The following is a 15,607-nucleotide window of genomic DNA, read 5'->3' on the forward strand; positions in this document are numbered from 1 at the left end:
GCGATGAGTGCCTGGTCGGCGAGGTGGGCCTGTTCGGCGAGGTCGGCGCCCGCCCGGCGGGCGCCGCGCAGGGCGCCCACGAGGACCGTGCTGCGGCGCCGCCGTACCGGCGGCCAGCCCGTGCATCGCGAACACCCCGGCGAGCACGGCCAGGACGAGCAGCACGCGCCGGTACGCCGACGGGCGTACGGGGCGGCGGTGCTGCGCGGCGATCACGCCGTCCATCGTAGGCGGCCGGGCGGCGCCCCCGGGCGTCGGGGTGGTCACCGGGGCCGGTCACCCGGGCGGGCGACGTAGTAGACGTTCAGCGGGTCGCCCTCGACCGACCGGGCCTCCACCTCGGGGAAGCCCGCCTCGTGCAGCATGCGGCGGGCGGTCTGCTCACCCCACACCGTGCCGAGGCCGGCGCCGCCGGTGGAGAGCGAGGTGGTCATGCAGTAGAAGAGGCTGAAGCCGAAGAGGGCCGGCCCGAAGGGGTGGCCGATGTTCTCCTCCAGGCTGCTGGAGGCGGCGATGTCGCCCATCAGGAACGTACCGCCCTCGCGCAGCGCGCCGGCGATCGCCGCCAGCGCGGGGCCGGGTTCGGCCAGGTCGTGGATGACGTCGAAGGCGGTGACGAGGTCGTACGTACCGGGGAGGTCCGTCGCGTCGCCGACGGTGAGGCGGACGTTGTCCAGGCCGAGGCGCTCGGCCTCGGCGCGGCCCGCGGCGATGCCCTCCTCCGCCCGGTCCACGCCGTGGAAGCGGCTGCGCGGGAAGGCGCGGGCGAGGATCACGGGTACGTGGCCCTGGCCCGTGCCCACGTCGAGGACGTCGATGCCGTCCCGGAGCCGCTCCACGACGCCGGGGGCGAGCGGGAGGATCGTGTCCACCAGCGCGCGGTCGTAGACGCGGGCGCTCTCCTCCGCCTGCAGCGCCTGGAAGCGCGGGTAGGCGGAGTACGGTACGCCGCCGCCGGCGCGGAAGCAGTGGACGACCCGCTGCTCGACCTCGCCCAGCAGCGCGATGTACTGCATCATGCCGGCGAGGTTGTCGGGGCCCGCCGCCGTGGTGACGCAGGCGGCGTGTTCGGGCGGCAGGCGGTAGGTCCGGTCCTCGGGGTCGTACGTGACGAAGCCGCCCACGACCATGCCGCCCAGCCACTCGCGTACGTACCGCTCGTGCAGCCCCGCCGCGTCGGCGATGGCCCGGCTGGTGGCGGGCGGCAGGGTGCTCATGGCGTCGAAGAGGCCGGTCTGGTGGCCGACGCTGGTGAGCAGGGCCAGGCACGCGTCGTTGAGGATGCCGGCCACCCGGGCGGCGAACTCCTCCGCTTCCACTTCCGTTTCCGCTCGCGTCACTCGTGTCACGCCCTCCTCGGCCAAGGCAGGGTCCCCCGGCGCGGTGGTGACCGCCCCGGGGGACCCGGCCCAGCAGCCCTCTGTGGCGGGGGCGCTTGGGAGTTAACGGCTCCCACCCTGCCAGGGGCGCGGCGTCCGCCCGGGCCGGCCGCGCGGCCGGGTCACCCGTCCGGCCCGGAGGCAGCACGTTCGGCCCCGGCTCCGGAGGTCCGCCGTCCCCGCGCCGGCCGGCCGCCCAGGCCGTGGTCGGCGAGCCGTCCGACCGTCAGGCCGCGCGCCCGGCACGCGGCGAGGAGGCCGGGCAGGGCGCCCAGGGCGGCCCGCCACGCGCCGGGCGCGCTCGTCACGTCGGAGTCGTGGAGCAGGACCGTGCCCCCGCCGCGCAGGGTCCTCGTCACCTCGGCCAGGACGCTGCAGGGGGTGGCGTCGGCGGTCCAGTCGCGGCCCCACGCCGACCACAGCACCGGGCGCAGCCCGGCGGCGCGGGCCGCGGCCCAGCGCCCGCCGGTGAGGATGCCGTACGGGGGCCGGTACCACAGGGGCCGCTGCCCGGCCGCTTCGGCGACGAGCTCCGTGGCGCGCGCCAGGTCGCGGGGGTCGCGCAGCGGACGGGGGCACCAGGGGCGGTCGTGTCGCCAGCCGTGGACGGCCAGTTCATGGCCCTCGGCGGCAATCCGGCGCCCGAGGTCCGGGTGGCGTGCCAGCCGCTCCCCCAGGACGAAGAAGGTGGCGCGGACGGACAGTTCGTCCAGGGCGCGCAGGAAGCGGGGGGTGCTGGCGGGGTCGGGGCCGTCGTCGAAGGTGAGCGCGACGCGCGAGGGGTCGCCGCGTCCGTCGAGCCCCGGCCACAGCAGCGCGCGCGGCCCGGGCAGCCAGGTCGCGGCGGGGCCGATGTGCCCGGCGGCGGCGGTCAGGGCCGCCCACGCGGCCGTGCGGGGGATCAGCGGGCGCAGGGGGCTCGGGGGGCTCAGGGTGCTCAGGGTGCTCGGGGTGCTCGGGGCGCTCAGGGGGCTCAGGCGGCTCACCATTTCGACCGCCCGTTGGCCTCCGGTCCCTCCGCGACCAGCGGGGAGCGGGCCAGGTGGACGCAGCCGGCGGTGAGGATCGCGAGAGCCAGCACCTCGAAGCCGACGCGCCAGCCGAGGTGGACCTTCTCGGCGAAGAGCGTCACCCCGAGGACCACGCTCAGCAGCGCGTCGCCGAGGGTCATCGCGGGCTGGGACGCCACCAGGGTGCCCGCCCGCAGGGTCACCTGGAGGAGCAGGAAGCTGGCGAGGCCCACGCCCATGGCAGCGTACGGCTGCCAGGTGGTGAGGACCGCGTCGAGCCCGTCCGGCAGCCGCCCCAGGGCGTCCTTGAGCAGCGCGGCGGTGCAGGAGAAGCCGGTCGCGGTGGCCGTGCCGAGGGCGGCGGCGCGCGGGGCGGACGGCAGCCGTACCGACACGGCGATCATCACGGCCACGAACGCGCCGACGGCGATGGCGGTCCACAACCAGTCGGCCGGGGGGACGGTGTCCCGGCCGCCCGAGGGGTCCGCAAGGGCGAGGAAGGCGGCGAGGCCGACCGCCATGGCGGCGAACGCCCAGCGGGTGGCGGTGTCGGGGCTGCGGCGGAAGACCACGCTGCCGAGGACGAGCGTGAACATCAGCTCGGTGCTCATGACGGGCTGCACGATGGAGAGCGGCCCCGTGGCCAGGGCCAGCGCCTGGAGGATGCCCGAGACGGCGAGGAGCCCGGCGCCCCACACCCACACCCGCCGGTGCACCAGGACCGCCATCCACCCGCCCCGGGACCGGGACGGCCTGGGGCCGGGGCCGACGTCGGCCGCGGCACGCCGCTGGAGCACCGAGGCGCCGGCGTTGCCGAGCGCCGCGAGCAGCGCCAGGAGGATCGACAGGGCGAGCACGGGATCAGCCGAACCGCTTCGCCATGGCGCGGAAGAAGCCCGGCACGGCGCCCTGCAGCCGGGCGGGCATCGCCAGCCATCCGGGTACGTAGAGGTCGTGGTCGGTGCCGCGTGCGAGGGCCCGCCACACCAGTTCCGCCACCCGTTCGGCGGGCACCGGCCGCGGGTGGTCACGGTGGTACGGGACGCCCCGGCGGTCGAAGAACGGCGTGTCGACCGCGCCCGGCAGGACGACCGTCACGCGCACGCGCGTACCGGCGAGTTCGTAGCGCAGGCTCTCGGCGAAGGCGAGCAGGCCGCCTTTCGTGGTCGCGTACACGGCTTCGTTGGCGACGCCGACCCGGCCGGCCATCGACCCGATGACGACGATGCGTCCCGCTCCGCGCTCCACCATCCCGGGCAGCACCAGCCGCACCAGGTGCACCACCCCGGTGAGGTTGACGGTCAGCAGCCGGTCGATGTCGTCGCCCGGCATGCCGACGAACGGCCCCGCCCAGCCCACCCCGGCGGCGGCGACCAGCGCGTCGACGCGGCCCTCCCGCTTCAGGGCCTCGGCTGCGAGCCGTTCCACGCCCTCCCGGTCGCCCAGGTCGACCGCGAGCGGCGTGCCGCCGGTGCGCCGGGCCACCGCGTCCAGCCGCTCCTCGTCCCGCCCGCCGAGCAGCAGGCGCCAGCCCCGGTCGGCCGCGGCGATGCGCTCGGCCACGGCCTCGCCGATCCCGGAGGAGGCTCCCGTGACGAGCACGACCGGCCCTGCGGGCGCCTGCCCTGCGGGTGTCGGGGGCATCTGGATCCTCCGGGGTGTGGGGAACGTGCCCTTCCAGCGTCCCTGTTTCCGGCCGGTTCGCCTCCCAGGAGCGGGCGCGCCCACCACGTTCCGGCGCAGATCCACCCGAACAGGCCGATTCGGTGCCTTCCCGGGCCGCGCCCCGCACCCGGACGGACGAGCATGGAATTCGCCGGAAACCGAGACCGGCGTCGAGGTCGGGAGGCGTCCATGGGGCGGCGGTGCATGGTGCTCAGCGCGAGCATGGGCGCGGGCCACGACACGGTGGCCGCCGAGCTGGCGCGCCGGCTTCGGGCGGCGGGCCACGACGTCCTGGTCCGCGATGTGCTGGCGCTCCTGCCGCCGGGGGCCGGGCCGGCGGTGCGGTCGTTCTACCGGTTCACGGTGCGTCATGCGCCCTGGCTGTACGAGCTGATCTACGCGGTCTTCCTGGCGCCGGGGCCGGCGGAGGCAGGCCCGGCGGAGGCGTCGCGGGGCGCGGCGCCGGCGCGCGGCCGGCTCGACGTGTCGCCGATGGCCGCACTGGCCGAGAAGCGGCTGGCCGCGCTGGTGCGGAGCTGGCGGCCGGACGTCGTCGTGTCGACGTTCCATCTGGCGGGCCAGGTGACGGGGCGGATGCGGCGGCGCGGCACGCTGCGGGTGCCGAGCGCGGTGTTCGTCACGGACTTCGCGCTGCACCGGGCGTGGCTGGAGCCGGGGAACGACGCGTTCCTGTGCGTGTCGGAGGCCGGGGCGCGGACGGCCCGGGCGCTCACCGGGCGCCCGGCCGCCGCGCCGGGGCCGGTGGTGCCGCCGGGGTTCGACCGCCCGCCCCGGTCGGAGGCGTGGGCGGAGCGCCTGGCGCGGGCGGGCGGCGGGCGGCCGCCGGTGCTGCTGTCGGCCGGGGCGTGGGGCGTCGGGAACGGGCTCCAGGCGACCGCCGGGGCGCTGGCCGGTCGCGGGTTTCTGCCGGTGCTGCTGTGCGGGCGCGACGCACGGTTGCGGCGGCGCGCGGCCCGGGCGGCGGGGGTGCTGGCGCTGGGGTGGGTGGACGACATGCCCGGGCTGATGTCGGCCGCGCGGCTGCTGGTGGACAACGCGGCGGGCCAGACCTCGGTCCAGGCGCTCGCCGCGCGCGTGCCCGTGATCGGCTACCGGCCCATCCCGGGGCACGGCGCCGTCGGCGTACGGCGGATGGCGGCCGAGGGCCTGACCGTGTACGCGTCCGGTGTCGCGGAGCTGCTGGAGCTGGCGGAGCGACTGGTACGCCCGGGGCCGGAGCGGGAGGGGCGTGTGGAGCGCGGCGCCGCGGTGTTCCGGGACGACGCGGCGCGGCTGGTGGCGGGGCTCGGCGCTCCGCCGGCCGGCGACCCGTCAGCGGAGCCCGAGGCAGGGCAGCCATGCGCGTGAGGCGCCGTGGGCGGCGGTGAGCAGGGCGCCGAGCGCGCCGGGTACGCCGCAGAGCAGGCCCGGTGGCCAGGCGTCGAGGTCGTCCCACGTGTCGGGCAGCCGCGCCACCAGGTGGCGGACGAGCCGTTCCTTGAGCGCGGCCGCGGCGGGCACGCGGGCGTGGCGGTCGAAGGCGTCGGCGACGGCCAGGACGCCCGCCGCTCCGTGGCAGAGGCCCAGCAGGTCACCGGGCGTGTCGCCGAAGAGGTGGAACTCCTCGTCGTAGTGCTCGGCGAGGGTGGTGAACGCCCCGGCGGCCTTCTCGGCCGCCTCCTTGTTGCCGAGCGCGTCGGCCGCGTCCCACAGCGCCCAGGCGACGCCCGGGTTGCCGTAGCACCAGGCCTGGCGGCGGTTCGCGCCGTCCGGTGGCGGGTCGCCGTCGAGTCCGGCACCGGGCCAGCTGCGGATGGCGCGGGCGTCGTCGTACGCCTGGCGCGCCAGCCAGCGCGTGGCCCGGGTCAGCGCGGCCGTGAGCTCCGGGTCGGGCCCGAGGCGGCGGCGGGCGGCGGTGAGGGCGGTGGCGAGTCCGGCGACGCCGTGGCCCATGCCGGTGTTGACGCGGCCCTGCGTCCACGCGAGGTACGGGTGTCCTTCGTACTGTCCGGCCCTCAGGCGGGGCAGTTCGTCGCCGTCGCACAGGAGCGCCAGGTGGGCGGCGAGCGGGCGCAGTTGACCGGGTGTCGGGTCGGCGCCCGCGCACAGGGCGAGGAGCGTGCCGGAGGGTCCTGAGATCAGGTCGTAGTCGGGAAAGGCCACGTCCCGTGTCCGGTACTCCGCGGTGCGGGTGCCGAGGTGGTCGCGGAGCCGGTCGGCGGCCCGGTGCAGCGCGGGGTGGAGGCGCGCGCCGAGGCGCAGGCCGACGAGCGTGCCCGCGAGGCCGCCGTCGTACAGCGCGGGGTGGGACGGGCCGCGTCCGGCCGACTTGGCCCAGACGGCCACGGCGGCGGCCGCCGTATCCCTGTCCGCGACCAGGTGCGCGAGGACGGGGATGCCGGGGTCGGAGGGGTGCGTGGCCTCGTGGGGTGCGGTGGACCACTTCTCCAGGTACCGGACCGCGAGGTCGTGAGCGGTGTCGTGGGTGGTGTGCGCCATCGGGCTCCTCCCGGGCGGGGCGCGGTGTCACGTGGGCGGAGCCGCCCGGACGGGCCGGGCGGCTCCTGTAGAGGCCGTCAGCAGATGACGACGGTGGCGCAGATGACGATCGTGCACAGACCGCTGCACCCGGCGGTCGAAGGCGCAGCCGACGGCAGCTCGCTGTCGGTGATGCGCTCGTCGAGGTCGTTGATCAGCAGGTCGAGGTCGGCCAGTTCGATGTTGGGCATGGGACGTTCCCTTTCTTCCTCACTGGATGGTGTCCGCCCCGGCGGACCGCCTGGCGGGCGGGCCGGGGAGGTCTTGTCCGTCGCCGCGCAGCAGTGCGTCGGCGGCGGTGACGGCGAGCTGTTCGGCGCTCCGGTCGTGCGGAAGCCGCAGCAGTGCCTGCGCGGCGACGGCCGCGCCGTGGTGCAGGGGATCGCGCAGCAGCAGCTCTCCCGGTGCCGGGAGCATCTCCTCCACGAGGAGTTCGCCGCCCGCCTGTTGGGCGCAGAGCCGCTCGACGAGGTGGAGGGCGGTGAGCGAGTCGAAGTCCACGGGCACGGGCTTCGCGCCGGGGGCCGAACGGACGAAGGCGTGGCGGGGCAGCGCGGTGTCGCGGCGCAGCAGGGCGAGGGTGCGGACCTTGGCGAGCAGGTCGTCGCCGGGGTGCCACAGGCGCGTGCGGTCGAGCCGCCAGGTGGCCGGGGAGAGGACGAGCTCGCCGCCCGCAGTGAGGCGCGGCAGCCTGCGCCGGTCCGGCAGCGCCGCGTCCAGGCCGTCCAGGCGGACGAGCCAGGAGGCGGCCGGGTGGCTCGCGGCGAGCAGGATCCGGACGAGCACGTCGTAGGGCGGGACCGGGGAGCGGGTGGCGTGGTGGACGGGGATGATGCGCTGCCCGTCGGCCTCGGCGATGATCCGGCGGCCGCTGCGGCGCACGGTGATGCGGTCCAGCGGCAGGTAGCGCGCGTGCGCCCCGAGCGGCCCGTAGTACGGCGTGGGGTCCGGGTCGCCGGTCCACCACGTGGTCGTCGCGGGGCGGCGGACGGCGTTGGCGGCCCGTTCGGCGAGCGGTGGTACGAGGAGCTCGACGAACCGGACGCCGGTGCGCCGTTCGACGGCGGCGAGGAAGTCGCGGTAGGCGTCGGCGTTGCCATAACCGCCGTACAGGGTGCGCAGTCCGTCGGCGAAGCGGGCGTCGAGCACCCCGGCGGCCGAGGCGGTCTCCAGGACGGCCACCGGTCCCTGGCCGGTGTGCGGGCGCAGGGGGCGCAGCAGGCAGTCGACGGGCCAGGGCGGCACGGCGTCGCGGCCCCGCGGCGCGCCCAGGGCGTCGAGCAGCGCGTCGTCCACGTCGACCCGTTCAGCGCCGGAGCGGGCGGCGGCGTCCAGGTGGTCCAGGAGCCGGGCGTAGCCGGACCCGGGGTCGCGGGCGGGGGCCCAGCCGCCGTACCGGCGGAGGGTGGGCGGCGAGCCATCGGCCGCGGAGAGCCGGTCGGCGAGGATCTCGCTGACGGGGCGCGGCCGTTCGGTGAGGGCGGCGATCTCGGGGCGGGCCTGGGCCGGGATGTCCGGGTGGCCCTCGGCCTCGCGCAGGGCGGCGATCCGGGCGGCGACCCGCAGGCCCCGCAGCACGCGCTCGGCCGCCGGTACGGGCACGGTGACGCCGGGCCCCAGGGCCCGGTACGCGTCGAGGAACCAGCCGCCCGGGTCGGTGGCCTCGGGCGTGTCGGGGTGCGGCAGCGTGCCGCTCGTGGTGACGGCGTCGACGCGGGTCCAAGGGCTGTACCGATGCCGGGGCGCCGCGCAGACCTGGAGGACGCCCATGGAGAGCAGGTGCTGGAGGAACCCGCGCAGCACGCCCGGGTCGGCGGCCGGCGCACCGCCGGGCGGCGCGGCGGCGCCCAGCACCGTCTTCTCCAGCTCGCCCAGCGGACACGGCCCGTCGGCGAGGAGGCCCAGGACGGCCTCCAGGGCGCGGGTGCGGCGCAGCACGACCTGGCGGAGCCGGCCGGGTTCGCGCGGGTCGACGACGTAAGCGCGCAGCCGTCCCGCGGGGTCCTCCGGTGCGGTGGCCGGCTCGGTGAAGTGGAGGGGTGCGGGCACGAGCAGAGTGCCGGGGTCGGCGGTGCGCAGGTCCAGGGGCGCGATCCGGGCCCGTACGAGGTGGATGTTCTCCATGGCGGTGGCCGCGAGCGCGCCGAGCTCGGCGGCAGGGGCGAGGAGGGAGCTGCCGTCCGGTGCGGCGGTGACGGGCAGGGCGGCGATCTGGCCCGCCCAGCCGCGGGGCGTGGTCTTCGCCGCGGCCCGGCCCAGGACGCGCCAGATGTACGCGGTGCGCTTGCGCAGTTGCCTGCCGGTCCAGGGCTGGCCCTCGGCCAGGCGCCGTTCGACGTCCTCGGTGAGGCCGGGGGCGGCGGCCGCCAGGAAGGCGCGCAGGACGGGGCTGGAGCGGGCGGTGTCCCAGGCCTGGACGGCGATGCGTTCCTGCTCGGCGGCGACCGCGTGTTCCAGGGCCGTGAGGTCGGCGGCCGCGGTGCCGGTCTCGTGCAGCAGGGCCCGGGCCTCGGCCGCCAGGCGGGCGGGGACGGCCGGGGAGTCCTCCAGGAGGCGGCAGTCCGCCGCGCCCGGCGCCGCGCCGGAGTGCAGCCGCCGCCGCAGGGCCAGCACGGCGCGGCGGTCCGCGCCCGCCAACCGGACGTGCGGTACCACGTCGGTGCCGAGCCGGTCGGCGAGCAGCCGGGCGCGTTCGGCGCGCCGGTCCTCGGCCTCGGTCCGGCGGACGACCCGTTCGAACAGCTCGGGGTTCGCGGCCGCGGTCCAGGCGCCGCAGGGCATGCCCGCGACGCGCAGCAGCGCCGTGGCGCCGAGGGCCCGGTCGCGTACGCCCCCGGAGTCCGGTGCGCCGGCCGCGCCCGGTGCGACGCCGGGCGCTTCGCGTACGCGCGGTGCCTGCGCCGCGTCCCGCGCGTCGGCCGCTTCGCGTGCGGCCGCCACCTCAGGCCGTCCCCTCGTCGGCGTCGGCGAGCGCCTCGGTGAGCAGGCACTGCCGGGCCACGGAGAAGCGGCCTCGGTTCCAGTGGAAGATGACGTGGTGGGCGGCTGCCCGGCGCGGGCCGACCGTCGCCTCGCCGGACTCGAAGTAGCCGGCGCGCCAGCTGTCCGCCGCCCGCCGCGCCGCTTCCCGGTGGGACCGCAGGACGTCGCGCCACGCCTTGGGGAGCGCGTCGAGCTGCGCGTCGGGCGTCTCGTTCCAGTACGCGCGGATGCCGTCGGCGGCGCGCTGCCGGGCCTCGCCGCGCAGGCCGTCGGCGAGGCGGCGCCCGGTCTCCTCCCGGACGACCTGCCAGACCCCGCGATGCTCCCAGCCGACGATGCCGAGGGAGTCCAGCACGGTGCGCAGCAGGATCAGGGACACGCGCCAGTCGGGCGGGGCGGGCTCCCCGGCCGCGGCCGTGTGGAGGTCCAGCCAGGCCCGGGAGTCGGCGGTGAACAGCCCGTGCAGGTACGGCATCGAGCGCGGGCCGCCGAAGAGGTACGTCTCCGGCTCGTACACGCCGGCGTACGGCCGCGACCAGGCGCCGTCCCGCCGTTCGAAGTGGCGGGCCAGCGCGGCGCGCAGCTCGGCGGCCCGGGACGCATCGGAGGCGCGGAAGCGGACGCGGAGGCCCGGTGGTTTGTGCATGAAGAAGAAGTCGCGTGCCAGGCCGGTGGAGAGGAGCTCGTCGGCGGCCTCGGCGAGGCGTGCGTACAGCAGCGGCCAGGCGGACGCCCCGGGCGCCACGCTGACCTGCACCCAGCCGGTCTCCGGCAGGTCCTCGCGCAATGCCCGCAGCCCGGCCGTGAGGAACGCGCGGCGGGCCGCCGCGTAGGCGGGGCCGTCGGGGACGAGCGGCACGGTGCCCAGCGGCTGGGAACGTGCGTCGTCCAGGCAATCGGCCAGCAGACGCTCGACTTGCAGCATGCGGCCTCCTCGCTGGTGGGGGGGGATTCCTCCTCAGTGATGTCCGGGCCGCTTTGTGCCGAAAGCACGAAAAGAATTGATCGTATTATCGATGGACGTACGCGGGCGCATTTCCGCATTCCGGAACTACCGGCGCGCACGCCAGCCGGCCGCCGGCCGTGCCGTTTGTCCGGGAACTCCTCGGACACTCGTCCCTCGTCCGACATCCACCCGAGGGAGGGAGGCGGCGGTCATGCCGGGACGAGAGGTCATGCCGTCGACACTGAAGCGCTCTCCGGAGAGCGCGCAGCGCACGTGGGCGGAGGCGCACGACTCGGCCGTCGAGCAGTACGGCGAGGGTGAGCGCGCGCACCGGGTGGCGTTCAGCGCGCTGAAGCACACGCACGAGAAGGTCGGCGACCACTGGGAGCGCAAGGAGGGCGGCCGCAAGGGGCCTTCGGACTCGCTGGCGGCGCGCCCGCGCGGCCAGGGCGGCCGCAGCGGCGAGGGCGTCGACGAGCACGCCTCCAAGGAGCACCTGTACGAGCTGGCGAAGAAGCTCGGCGTCGAGGGCCGCTCGCGCATGTCGAAGCCCGAGCTCGTGGAGGCCATCCGCAAGGCGAACAGGTCCGAGACGCGCAAGGCGCGCGACTGAGGGCGCACGGCGGAGGACGCGCGACGAAGAGGCGCGCCTCGCCGCTTCGCCCGCGGAGGCGAGCGACGGGAGCCCCGGGCCGCCCGAGGCGGGTCCGGGGCTCTCAGAGGTGTCCGGCTCGGCGGCTCACATCGCGATGTGCGCCGGGATGTGCGTCACCTCCTCGATCTCGTGTCCGGCCTTTTTCATGAGATTCCTGCACAGTTCATTGAGCGCGCGCGCCGCCGCGATCTCCTCGCCGACCCGCTGCTGCTCCATGTCGTCCGGGTGCCGCTTGGCCCTGCCGTGGCCGCGCAGCTCCGTGCCGTCCGGGAGCCTGACGAGGCAAGAGGCCTTGGTCTTGCCCGTGTCCTCGTCCTCGGAGAACTCCAGGTCGACGTGCCATCCGACGATCGTCTGCATCACACTCACCTCCTGGGTCACTCCCCTCCTGGGTCACTCCTCCAGCGTGCACCCGAGCGCGAGGGCTCGCCCATTCGGCGGAGCGGCGTCGTGCGCCCCGCCCTACCCGCTGACCGCCGACCACCCGTAGCCGCCGGCGTCCTCGTACCGCTCGGCCTCCGGCAGCCCCGCGCCCACCTTGCCGATGTCCCGGTACGCCGTCCGCAGAAGCTGCCGCGCCAGATCGCTCATGGCGCGGCTCGCCGCCAGTTCGTCGCCGATCTCGGGGACGTCCGGGTCGTCGGGGTTGCGCCGGGCCGTCCCGTGCCCCGTGAGCGTCTCCGTCCCCGTCTCCACGGTCGCCCGCGCCCGCGTGGTGCCGTCGTCCTCGGCGAGTTCCAGGCGGACCCGCCACTCCAGTGTTCGTGCCATGGCAACCTCCTGATTTCAGGATCCCTCTCCGGGCCCCGGGCCGCGTGCCTGCGGCGTGCCTCCCGGGAGAAGGCGGGCCGACAAGGCAGAAATGTTCCAGCGGAAACCAGCGGAACCAGCGGAAACCTTCTATTGCCGGCGGCCGGAGACCCAGATGCGCGTCATGCTTGTCCATCCGAGTGCCCTCATGTACTCCGAGATCTTCCTGCGACTGGAGCCGTTGGGGCTGGAGCGGGTGGCGGCGGCGGCCCGGGACGCCGGTCACGAGGTGCGCGTGGTGGATCTCCAGGTCCTTTCCCGTGCGCTGCTCGACCGCGAGATGTCCTCGTTCGCACCGGAGGCGCTGGGAATCTCGCTGAATTACCTGGCCAACATTCCCGAGGCCATCGAGATCGCCCGGCAGGCGAAGGCCGCCTCTCCGGGATGTTTCGTCTTCCTCGGCGGCCACAGCGTCTCGTTCATCGCCGAGCACGTGCTGGAGCAGGCCGGCGGCGCGGTGGACGCGGTCGTCCGCGGCGAGGGCGAGCCGGCCGTCGCGCCACTGCTCGCGGCCGCCCGCGACGGCGGGCTCGGCACGGTCCCCGGCGTGGTGTCCGCGGACGGCCGCGGACCGGCCCCGCGGCTGCTGGACAGCCTGGACCAGCCGCGCCCGGCCCGCGATCTCATGCGCAAGCGCCACCGCTACTTCATCGGCGAGCTCGATCCGTGCGCGTCGATCGAGTTCACCCGCGGCTGTCCGTGGGACTGCTCGTTCTGTTCCGCGTGGACGTTCTACGGACGCAGTTACCGCAAGGCGACCCCGGAAGGGGCGGCCGAGGAAATGGCGTCGATCCGGGAACCGAATGTGTTCATCGTCGACGACGTGGCGTTCATCCGGCCGGAACACGGCGACGGAATCGCCGCCGAGCTGGAGCGGCGGAAAATCCGCAAGCGCTATTACCTCGAAACGCGCAGTGACGTCCTGCTGCGCAACCGGGAGGTATTCGAGCGGTGGACCCGGCTCGGGCTGCGCTACATGTTCCTGGGTATGGAGGCGATCGACGCCGAGGGGCTGGACCTCTACCGGAAACGCGTGAGCCCGGACGACAATTTCCGGGCGCTGGAAGTGGCCCGCGAGATGGGGATCATGGTGGCGATCAACCTGATCGTCGACCCCGCCTGGGACAAGGAGAGATTCCGCGTCGTCCGGGAATTCGCCCTGGCGGTGCCGGAGATCGTGCACCTGACGGTGATGACGCCGTACCCCGGCACCGAGATCTGGCACACCGAGGCCCGCCAGCTCACGACACGCGACTACCGCCTCTTCGACATCCAGCACGCGGTCGTGCCCACGAAGCTGCCCCTGGAGGAGTTCTACCGCGAGCTCGTCCGCACCCAGGCGGTCATCAACCGCAAGCACCTGGGGCTGAGCAACGCCATCGGGGCCATGGGGGTGCTCGGCCGGAACCTGGCGCGCGGCCAGACCAACTTCGCCCGCATGCTGTGGAAGTTCGGCCGGGTCTACAACGCCGGCCGCCAGCTCGCCGACCACCGGCGCCCGGTGGAGTTCGAGCTGCCGCTCCCCCAGCGCCGGACGGCGCCGCCCGGGCGCCAGGATCTGTTCATCCACACCCGGGCGCAGGCGCACCCGGTCCGCCGGCCGGACCCCGAGCCGGACGGGGTCTGAGCCGGACGGGGTCTGAGCCGGACGGGGTCTGAGCACCCGCTACGGCAGGGGGCGCGCGCCGAGCAGCCACAGCGTGCCGTGCTCGATGGTGAACTGCACCTCGCACGGTCCCCCGTGGTGCGCCGCCAGCCGGTGCAGGCAGGCGGTCAGCCGGGCGTACGACGGCGGGTCAAGCTCCGCGAGCTCGCGCAGCGGCAGGGCCCGGCGGGCGCCCGAGACGACGTCCCGGCCCTGGGCGTTGGGCAGGTAGCGGCCCTCGAACTCGGCGCCCGCCTCCCGGCGAACGGCCGCGAGGCCGCTGCCGGAGTCGGGGCCGAGGTTGCCGAACACCATGGTCTGGACGGTGACGGCGACACCGGGGCTGCCGGGGCTGCCGGAGTTGCCGGAGTTGCCGGGGCTGCCGGGGCTGCCGGGGCTTTCCGGGAGGCGCGCGAAGGCGGCGCGGACGGCGCGGCGGAGCTGTTCGGCGGGGTCCTGGGGGAACTCCCGCCCCGTGGTCTCGGCGATGACGTCCTTGAAGGTCTCGACGGTCCGGATGAGGTCGCAAGCGTCCAGCCGGCTGTCGTCGGCCGCCTGGTGCTGCCGCTCGATGCCGGTGAGGACGCGCCCGAAGCGGGCGGGGTCCACGCCCATCACGGTCGTACCGAACATCTGCACGAGGCGGCGGTAGGAGTCCCAGGCGAAGCGTTCGCGGTCGGCGGTCTTGCCCAGGCCCAGGACGGCGTAGTCGTTCAGCCCGAGGTCGAGGACGGTCTCCATAAGGCCCGCCGCGGGACGCTCGGCGCCGGCCCGGACCGAGAGCAGCAGCGGGTCGTCGACCCGTCCGAGCCTCTTCCCGGTGGTCCGCTCCAGGGCGGCGAGGTGCTCGCCGATCTCCCGGTCCAGGCCGGGCGGCGGCTCGCCCGTGGCGAGGACGACGCGGCAGGCCTCCGTGGTGACGGTGAAGCCGGGCGGGACGGGCAGGCCCATCCGGGTCAGCTCGGCGAGCTCGGCGCCCTTCTCCCCGAGAAGCCCGGACCCCTGCCGGCCGTCTTCGGTGAAGTCGTACACGTACCTGGTCGTCATCCGCCGCCTCCCTCGGTCAGCGGTGCGGTACGACGGCGACGGGGGCCGCCGCGTCGTGCAGCAGCGCGTGGAGGGCGGGGCCGAGGTGCGCGCGCCACCGCAGCCGGCGCCTGCGCAGGCCCAGCACGACCAGCCGGGCGCCCCGCGACGCCTCGGCGAGGGTCCGGCCGGGCCGCCCCGGCCCGTGTTCCCACGCGACCGGCACGGCCGGGTACGTCCGCGTCCACGCCGCGAGTACGTCGTCGAGCACGTGCTCCCGTTCCTCGAGATCCGCGACGTCGGTGACGAGCCGCAGCCCGCAGCCGTACCGGACGGCGCAGTCGAAGGCGAAGGCCGCCACGTCGTCGCGCGGCCGGTCGAGGCCCAGCCCGAGCACCACGTCACCGGCCGGGTCCCCCGCCCACCGCGCCGGCCGCCCCTCGGCGCGCACCAGGACCACCGGGCGGCGTACGCGGACGAGCACGGCCTGCGACACCGACCCGGCGACGAAGCCGGTCACGGTCCCGAGGCGACGCGAGCCCAGCACCAGCAGCTCCGCGTCCTCGCTCGCGTCGCACAGCCGGTCGACGGGGCTGCCGCTGAACGGCGCGGTTTCCACCGCCACCTCCGGATGGCGGCGGTGGACGTGTCCGGCCACGGCGTGCAGCAGCCGCTCGGCACCGCGGCGCCCGCTCCCCCGGTCCGCCACCGGCGTGACGGCGTCGGTGGCGGGGCTCCACACGTGCACGAGCCGCAGGGGGCGCCCCCGGGTCAGCGCCTCACCGGCGGCCCAGTCGGCCGCCACCATGCTCTCGCGCGTTTCGTCGACACCGACGGTGACGGTGCGCGCCATCTCGCCTCCTCCGGCGTCCGGTCGTCGTCCCCCGTACCTCCACTGTGCTGCATGAACACGGCGCGGCGGCGGCTGACGGGGGCCGGACGTGCACGGCG

The 15,607-nt window shown here is 75.8% G+C and carries 16 protein-coding genes; 3 read left to right on the top strand and 13 right to left on the bottom strand.

From position 1 onward, the window contains the following. The 5 genes from ABZX67_RS14720 to ABZX67_RS14740 all read right to left on the bottom strand — a co-directional run. On the bottom strand, nt 1-216 hold a 216-nt coding region (locus ABZX67_RS14720; protein ID WP_355359296.1), incomplete at its 3' end, for a DUF6153 family protein. A gap of 47 nt (nt 217-263) precedes the next feature. After that, nucleotides 264-1,340: a class I SAM-dependent methyltransferase gene (locus ABZX67_RS14725; protein ID WP_355359298.1), complete on the bottom strand. Its 1,077-nt coding sequence runs from the start codon at nt 1,338-1,340 to the stop codon at nt 264-266. A 161-nt stretch (nt 1,341-1,501) separates the two neighbouring features. Further along, a complete protein-coding gene (locus tag ABZX67_RS14730; protein ID WP_355359301.1) occupies nt 1,502-2,368 on the bottom strand; it encodes a polysaccharide deacetylase family protein in 867 nt (288 codons plus the stop codon). Further along, complete coding sequence (locus ABZX67_RS14735) at nt 2,362-3,246, bottom strand: DMT family transporter (RefSeq protein WP_355359304.1); 885 nt, start codon at nt 3,244-3,246, stop codon at nt 2,362-2,364. The genes ABZX67_RS14730 and ABZX67_RS14735 overlap by 7 nt, the downstream gene beginning before the upstream one ends. Before the next feature lie 4 nt (nt 3,247-3,250). Then, nucleotides 3,251-4,033: an SDR family NAD(P)-dependent oxidoreductase gene (locus ABZX67_RS14740; RefSeq protein ID WP_355359307.1), complete on the bottom strand. Its 783-nt coding sequence runs from the start codon at nt 4,031-4,033 to the stop codon at nt 3,251-3,253. 210 nt (nt 4,034-4,243) lie between these two features. Between ABZX67_RS14740 and ABZX67_RS14745 the strand changes: the two genes are divergently transcribed. Further along, a complete protein-coding gene (locus ABZX67_RS14745; protein ID WP_355359310.1) occupies nt 4,244-5,422 on the top strand; it encodes a galactosyldiacylglycerol synthase in 1,179 nt (392 codons plus the stop codon). Here the strand turns inward: ABZX67_RS14745 and ABZX67_RS14750 are convergent. The 4 genes from ABZX67_RS14750 to ABZX67_RS14765 form a co-directional block, all read right to left on the bottom strand. Then, the gene (locus ABZX67_RS14750; protein WP_355359313.1) at nt 5,387-6,553 is read right to left on the bottom strand and encodes a lanthionine synthetase LanC family protein; all 1,167 of its coding nucleotides are present in this window, start codon (nt 6,551-6,553) and stop codon (nt 5,387-5,389) included. The genes ABZX67_RS14745 and ABZX67_RS14750 overlap by 36 nt on opposite strands. A gap of 77 nt (nt 6,554-6,630) precedes the next feature. Further along, nucleotides 6,631-6,783, bottom strand: coding sequence for a hypothetical protein (locus ABZX67_RS14755; protein ID WP_355359316.1), 153 nt, complete (start codon nt 6,781-6,783; stop codon nt 6,631-6,633). Between the two features lie 19 nt (nt 6,784-6,802). Further along, the gene (locus ABZX67_RS14760; RefSeq protein ID WP_355359319.1) at nt 6,803-9,532 is read right to left on the bottom strand and encodes a lantibiotic dehydratase; all 2,730 of its coding nucleotides are present in this window, start codon (nt 9,530-9,532) and stop codon (nt 6,803-6,805) included. A gap of 1 nt (nt 9,533) precedes the next feature. After that, nucleotides 9,534-10,499 (bottom strand): thiopeptide-type bacteriocin biosynthesis protein, encoded by a 966-nt coding sequence (locus tag ABZX67_RS14765; protein ID WP_355359322.1) that lies wholly within the window; start codon nt 10,497-10,499, stop codon nt 9,534-9,536. A 232-nt stretch (nt 10,500-10,731) separates the two neighbouring features. Between ABZX67_RS14765 and ABZX67_RS14770 the strand changes: the two genes are divergently transcribed. Further along, nucleotides 10,732-11,133 carry a ChaB family protein gene (locus ABZX67_RS14770; RefSeq protein ID WP_355359325.1) on the top strand — a complete coding sequence of 134 codons (402 nt, stop codon included), beginning with the start codon at nt 10,732-10,734 and terminating at the stop codon, nt 11,131-11,133. 126 nt (nt 11,134-11,259) lie between these two features. On the opposite strand, the gene ABZX67_RS14775 is transcribed toward ABZX67_RS14770, so the two are convergent. After that, a complete protein-coding gene (locus tag ABZX67_RS14775) occupies nt 11,260-11,535 on the bottom strand; it encodes a DUF1876 domain-containing protein (RefSeq protein WP_355359328.1) in 276 nt (91 codons plus the stop codon). Between the two features lie 102 nt (nt 11,536-11,637). Beyond that, nucleotides 11,638-11,946: a DUF1876 domain-containing protein gene (locus ABZX67_RS14780; protein WP_355359331.1), complete on the bottom strand. Its 309-nt coding sequence runs from the start codon at nt 11,944-11,946 to the stop codon at nt 11,638-11,640. Between the two features lie 154 nt (nt 11,947-12,100). Between ABZX67_RS14780 and hpnR the strand changes: the two genes are divergently transcribed. Then, entirely contained in the window at nt 12,101-13,612 is a 1,512-nt protein-coding gene (gene hpnR / locus ABZX67_RS14785) for a hopanoid C-3 methylase HpnR (protein WP_355359334.1), read from the top strand. 39 nt (nt 13,613-13,651) lie between these two features. Here the strand turns inward: hpnR and ABZX67_RS14790 are convergent, their stop codons facing one another. Continuing rightward, entirely contained in the window at nt 13,652-14,677 is a 1,026-nt protein-coding gene (locus tag ABZX67_RS14790) for a pyruvate, phosphate dikinase (protein WP_355359337.1), read from the bottom strand. 16 nt (nt 14,678-14,693) lie between these two features. Continuing rightward, on the bottom strand, nt 14,694-15,509 hold the full coding sequence (locus ABZX67_RS14795; RefSeq protein ID WP_355359340.1) for a universal stress protein: 816 nt from the start codon (nt 15,507-15,509) through the stop codon (nt 14,694-14,696). Between the last annotated feature and the right edge of the window lie 98 nt (nt 15,510-15,607).

The sequence above is a fragment of the Streptomyces sp. NPDC003036 genome (assembly GCF_040611175.1).
Classification (GTDB): domain Bacteria; phylum Actinomycetota; class Actinomycetes; order Streptomycetales; family Streptomycetaceae; genus Streptomyces.

Excerpts from the sequence above, each read along its gene's own strand:
- ABZX67_RS14765 (WP_355359322.1), bottom strand. The coding sequence starts at position 10,499 with ATGCTGCAAGTCGAGCGTCTGCTGGCCGATTGCCTGGACGACGCACGT.
- ABZX67_RS14745 (WP_355359310.1), top strand. The coding sequence starts at position 4,244 with ATGGGGCGGCGGTGCATGGTGCTCAGCGCGAGCATGGGCGCGGGCCAC.
- ABZX67_RS14740 (WP_355359307.1), bottom strand. The coding sequence starts at position 4,033 with ATGCCCCCGACACCCGCAGGGCAGGCGCCCGCAGGGCCGGTCGTGCTC.
- ABZX67_RS14770 (WP_355359325.1), top strand. The coding sequence starts at position 10,732 with ATGCCGGGACGAGAGGTCATGCCGTCGACACTGAAGCGCTCTCCGGAG.
- ABZX67_RS14755 (WP_355359316.1), bottom strand. The coding sequence starts at position 6,783 with ATGCCCAACATCGAACTGGCCGACCTCGACCTGCTGATCAACGACCTC.
- ABZX67_RS14750 (WP_355359313.1), bottom strand. The coding sequence starts at position 6,553 with ATGGCGCACACCACCCACGACACCGCTCACGACCTCGCGGTCCGGTAC.
- ABZX67_RS14790 (WP_355359337.1), bottom strand. The coding sequence starts at position 14,677 with ATGACGACCAGGTACGTGTACGACTTCACCGAAGACGGCCGGCAGGGG.
- ABZX67_RS14775 (WP_355359328.1), bottom strand. The coding sequence starts at position 11,535 with ATGCAGACGATCGTCGGATGGCACGTCGACCTGGAGTTCTCCGAGGAC.
- ABZX67_RS14780 (WP_355359331.1), bottom strand. The coding sequence starts at position 11,946 with ATGGCACGAACACTGGAGTGGCGGGTCCGCCTGGAACTCGCCGAGGAC.
- hpnR (WP_355359334.1), top strand. The coding sequence starts at position 12,101 with ATGCGCGTCATGCTTGTCCATCCGAGTGCCCTCATGTACTCCGAGATC.
- ABZX67_RS14795 (WP_355359340.1), bottom strand. The coding sequence starts at position 15,509 with ATGGCGCGCACCGTCACCGTCGGTGTCGACGAAACGCGCGAGAGCATG.
- ABZX67_RS14730 (WP_355359301.1), bottom strand. The coding sequence starts at position 2,368 with ATGGTGAGCCGCCTGAGCCCCCTGAGCGCCCCGAGCACCCCGAGCACC.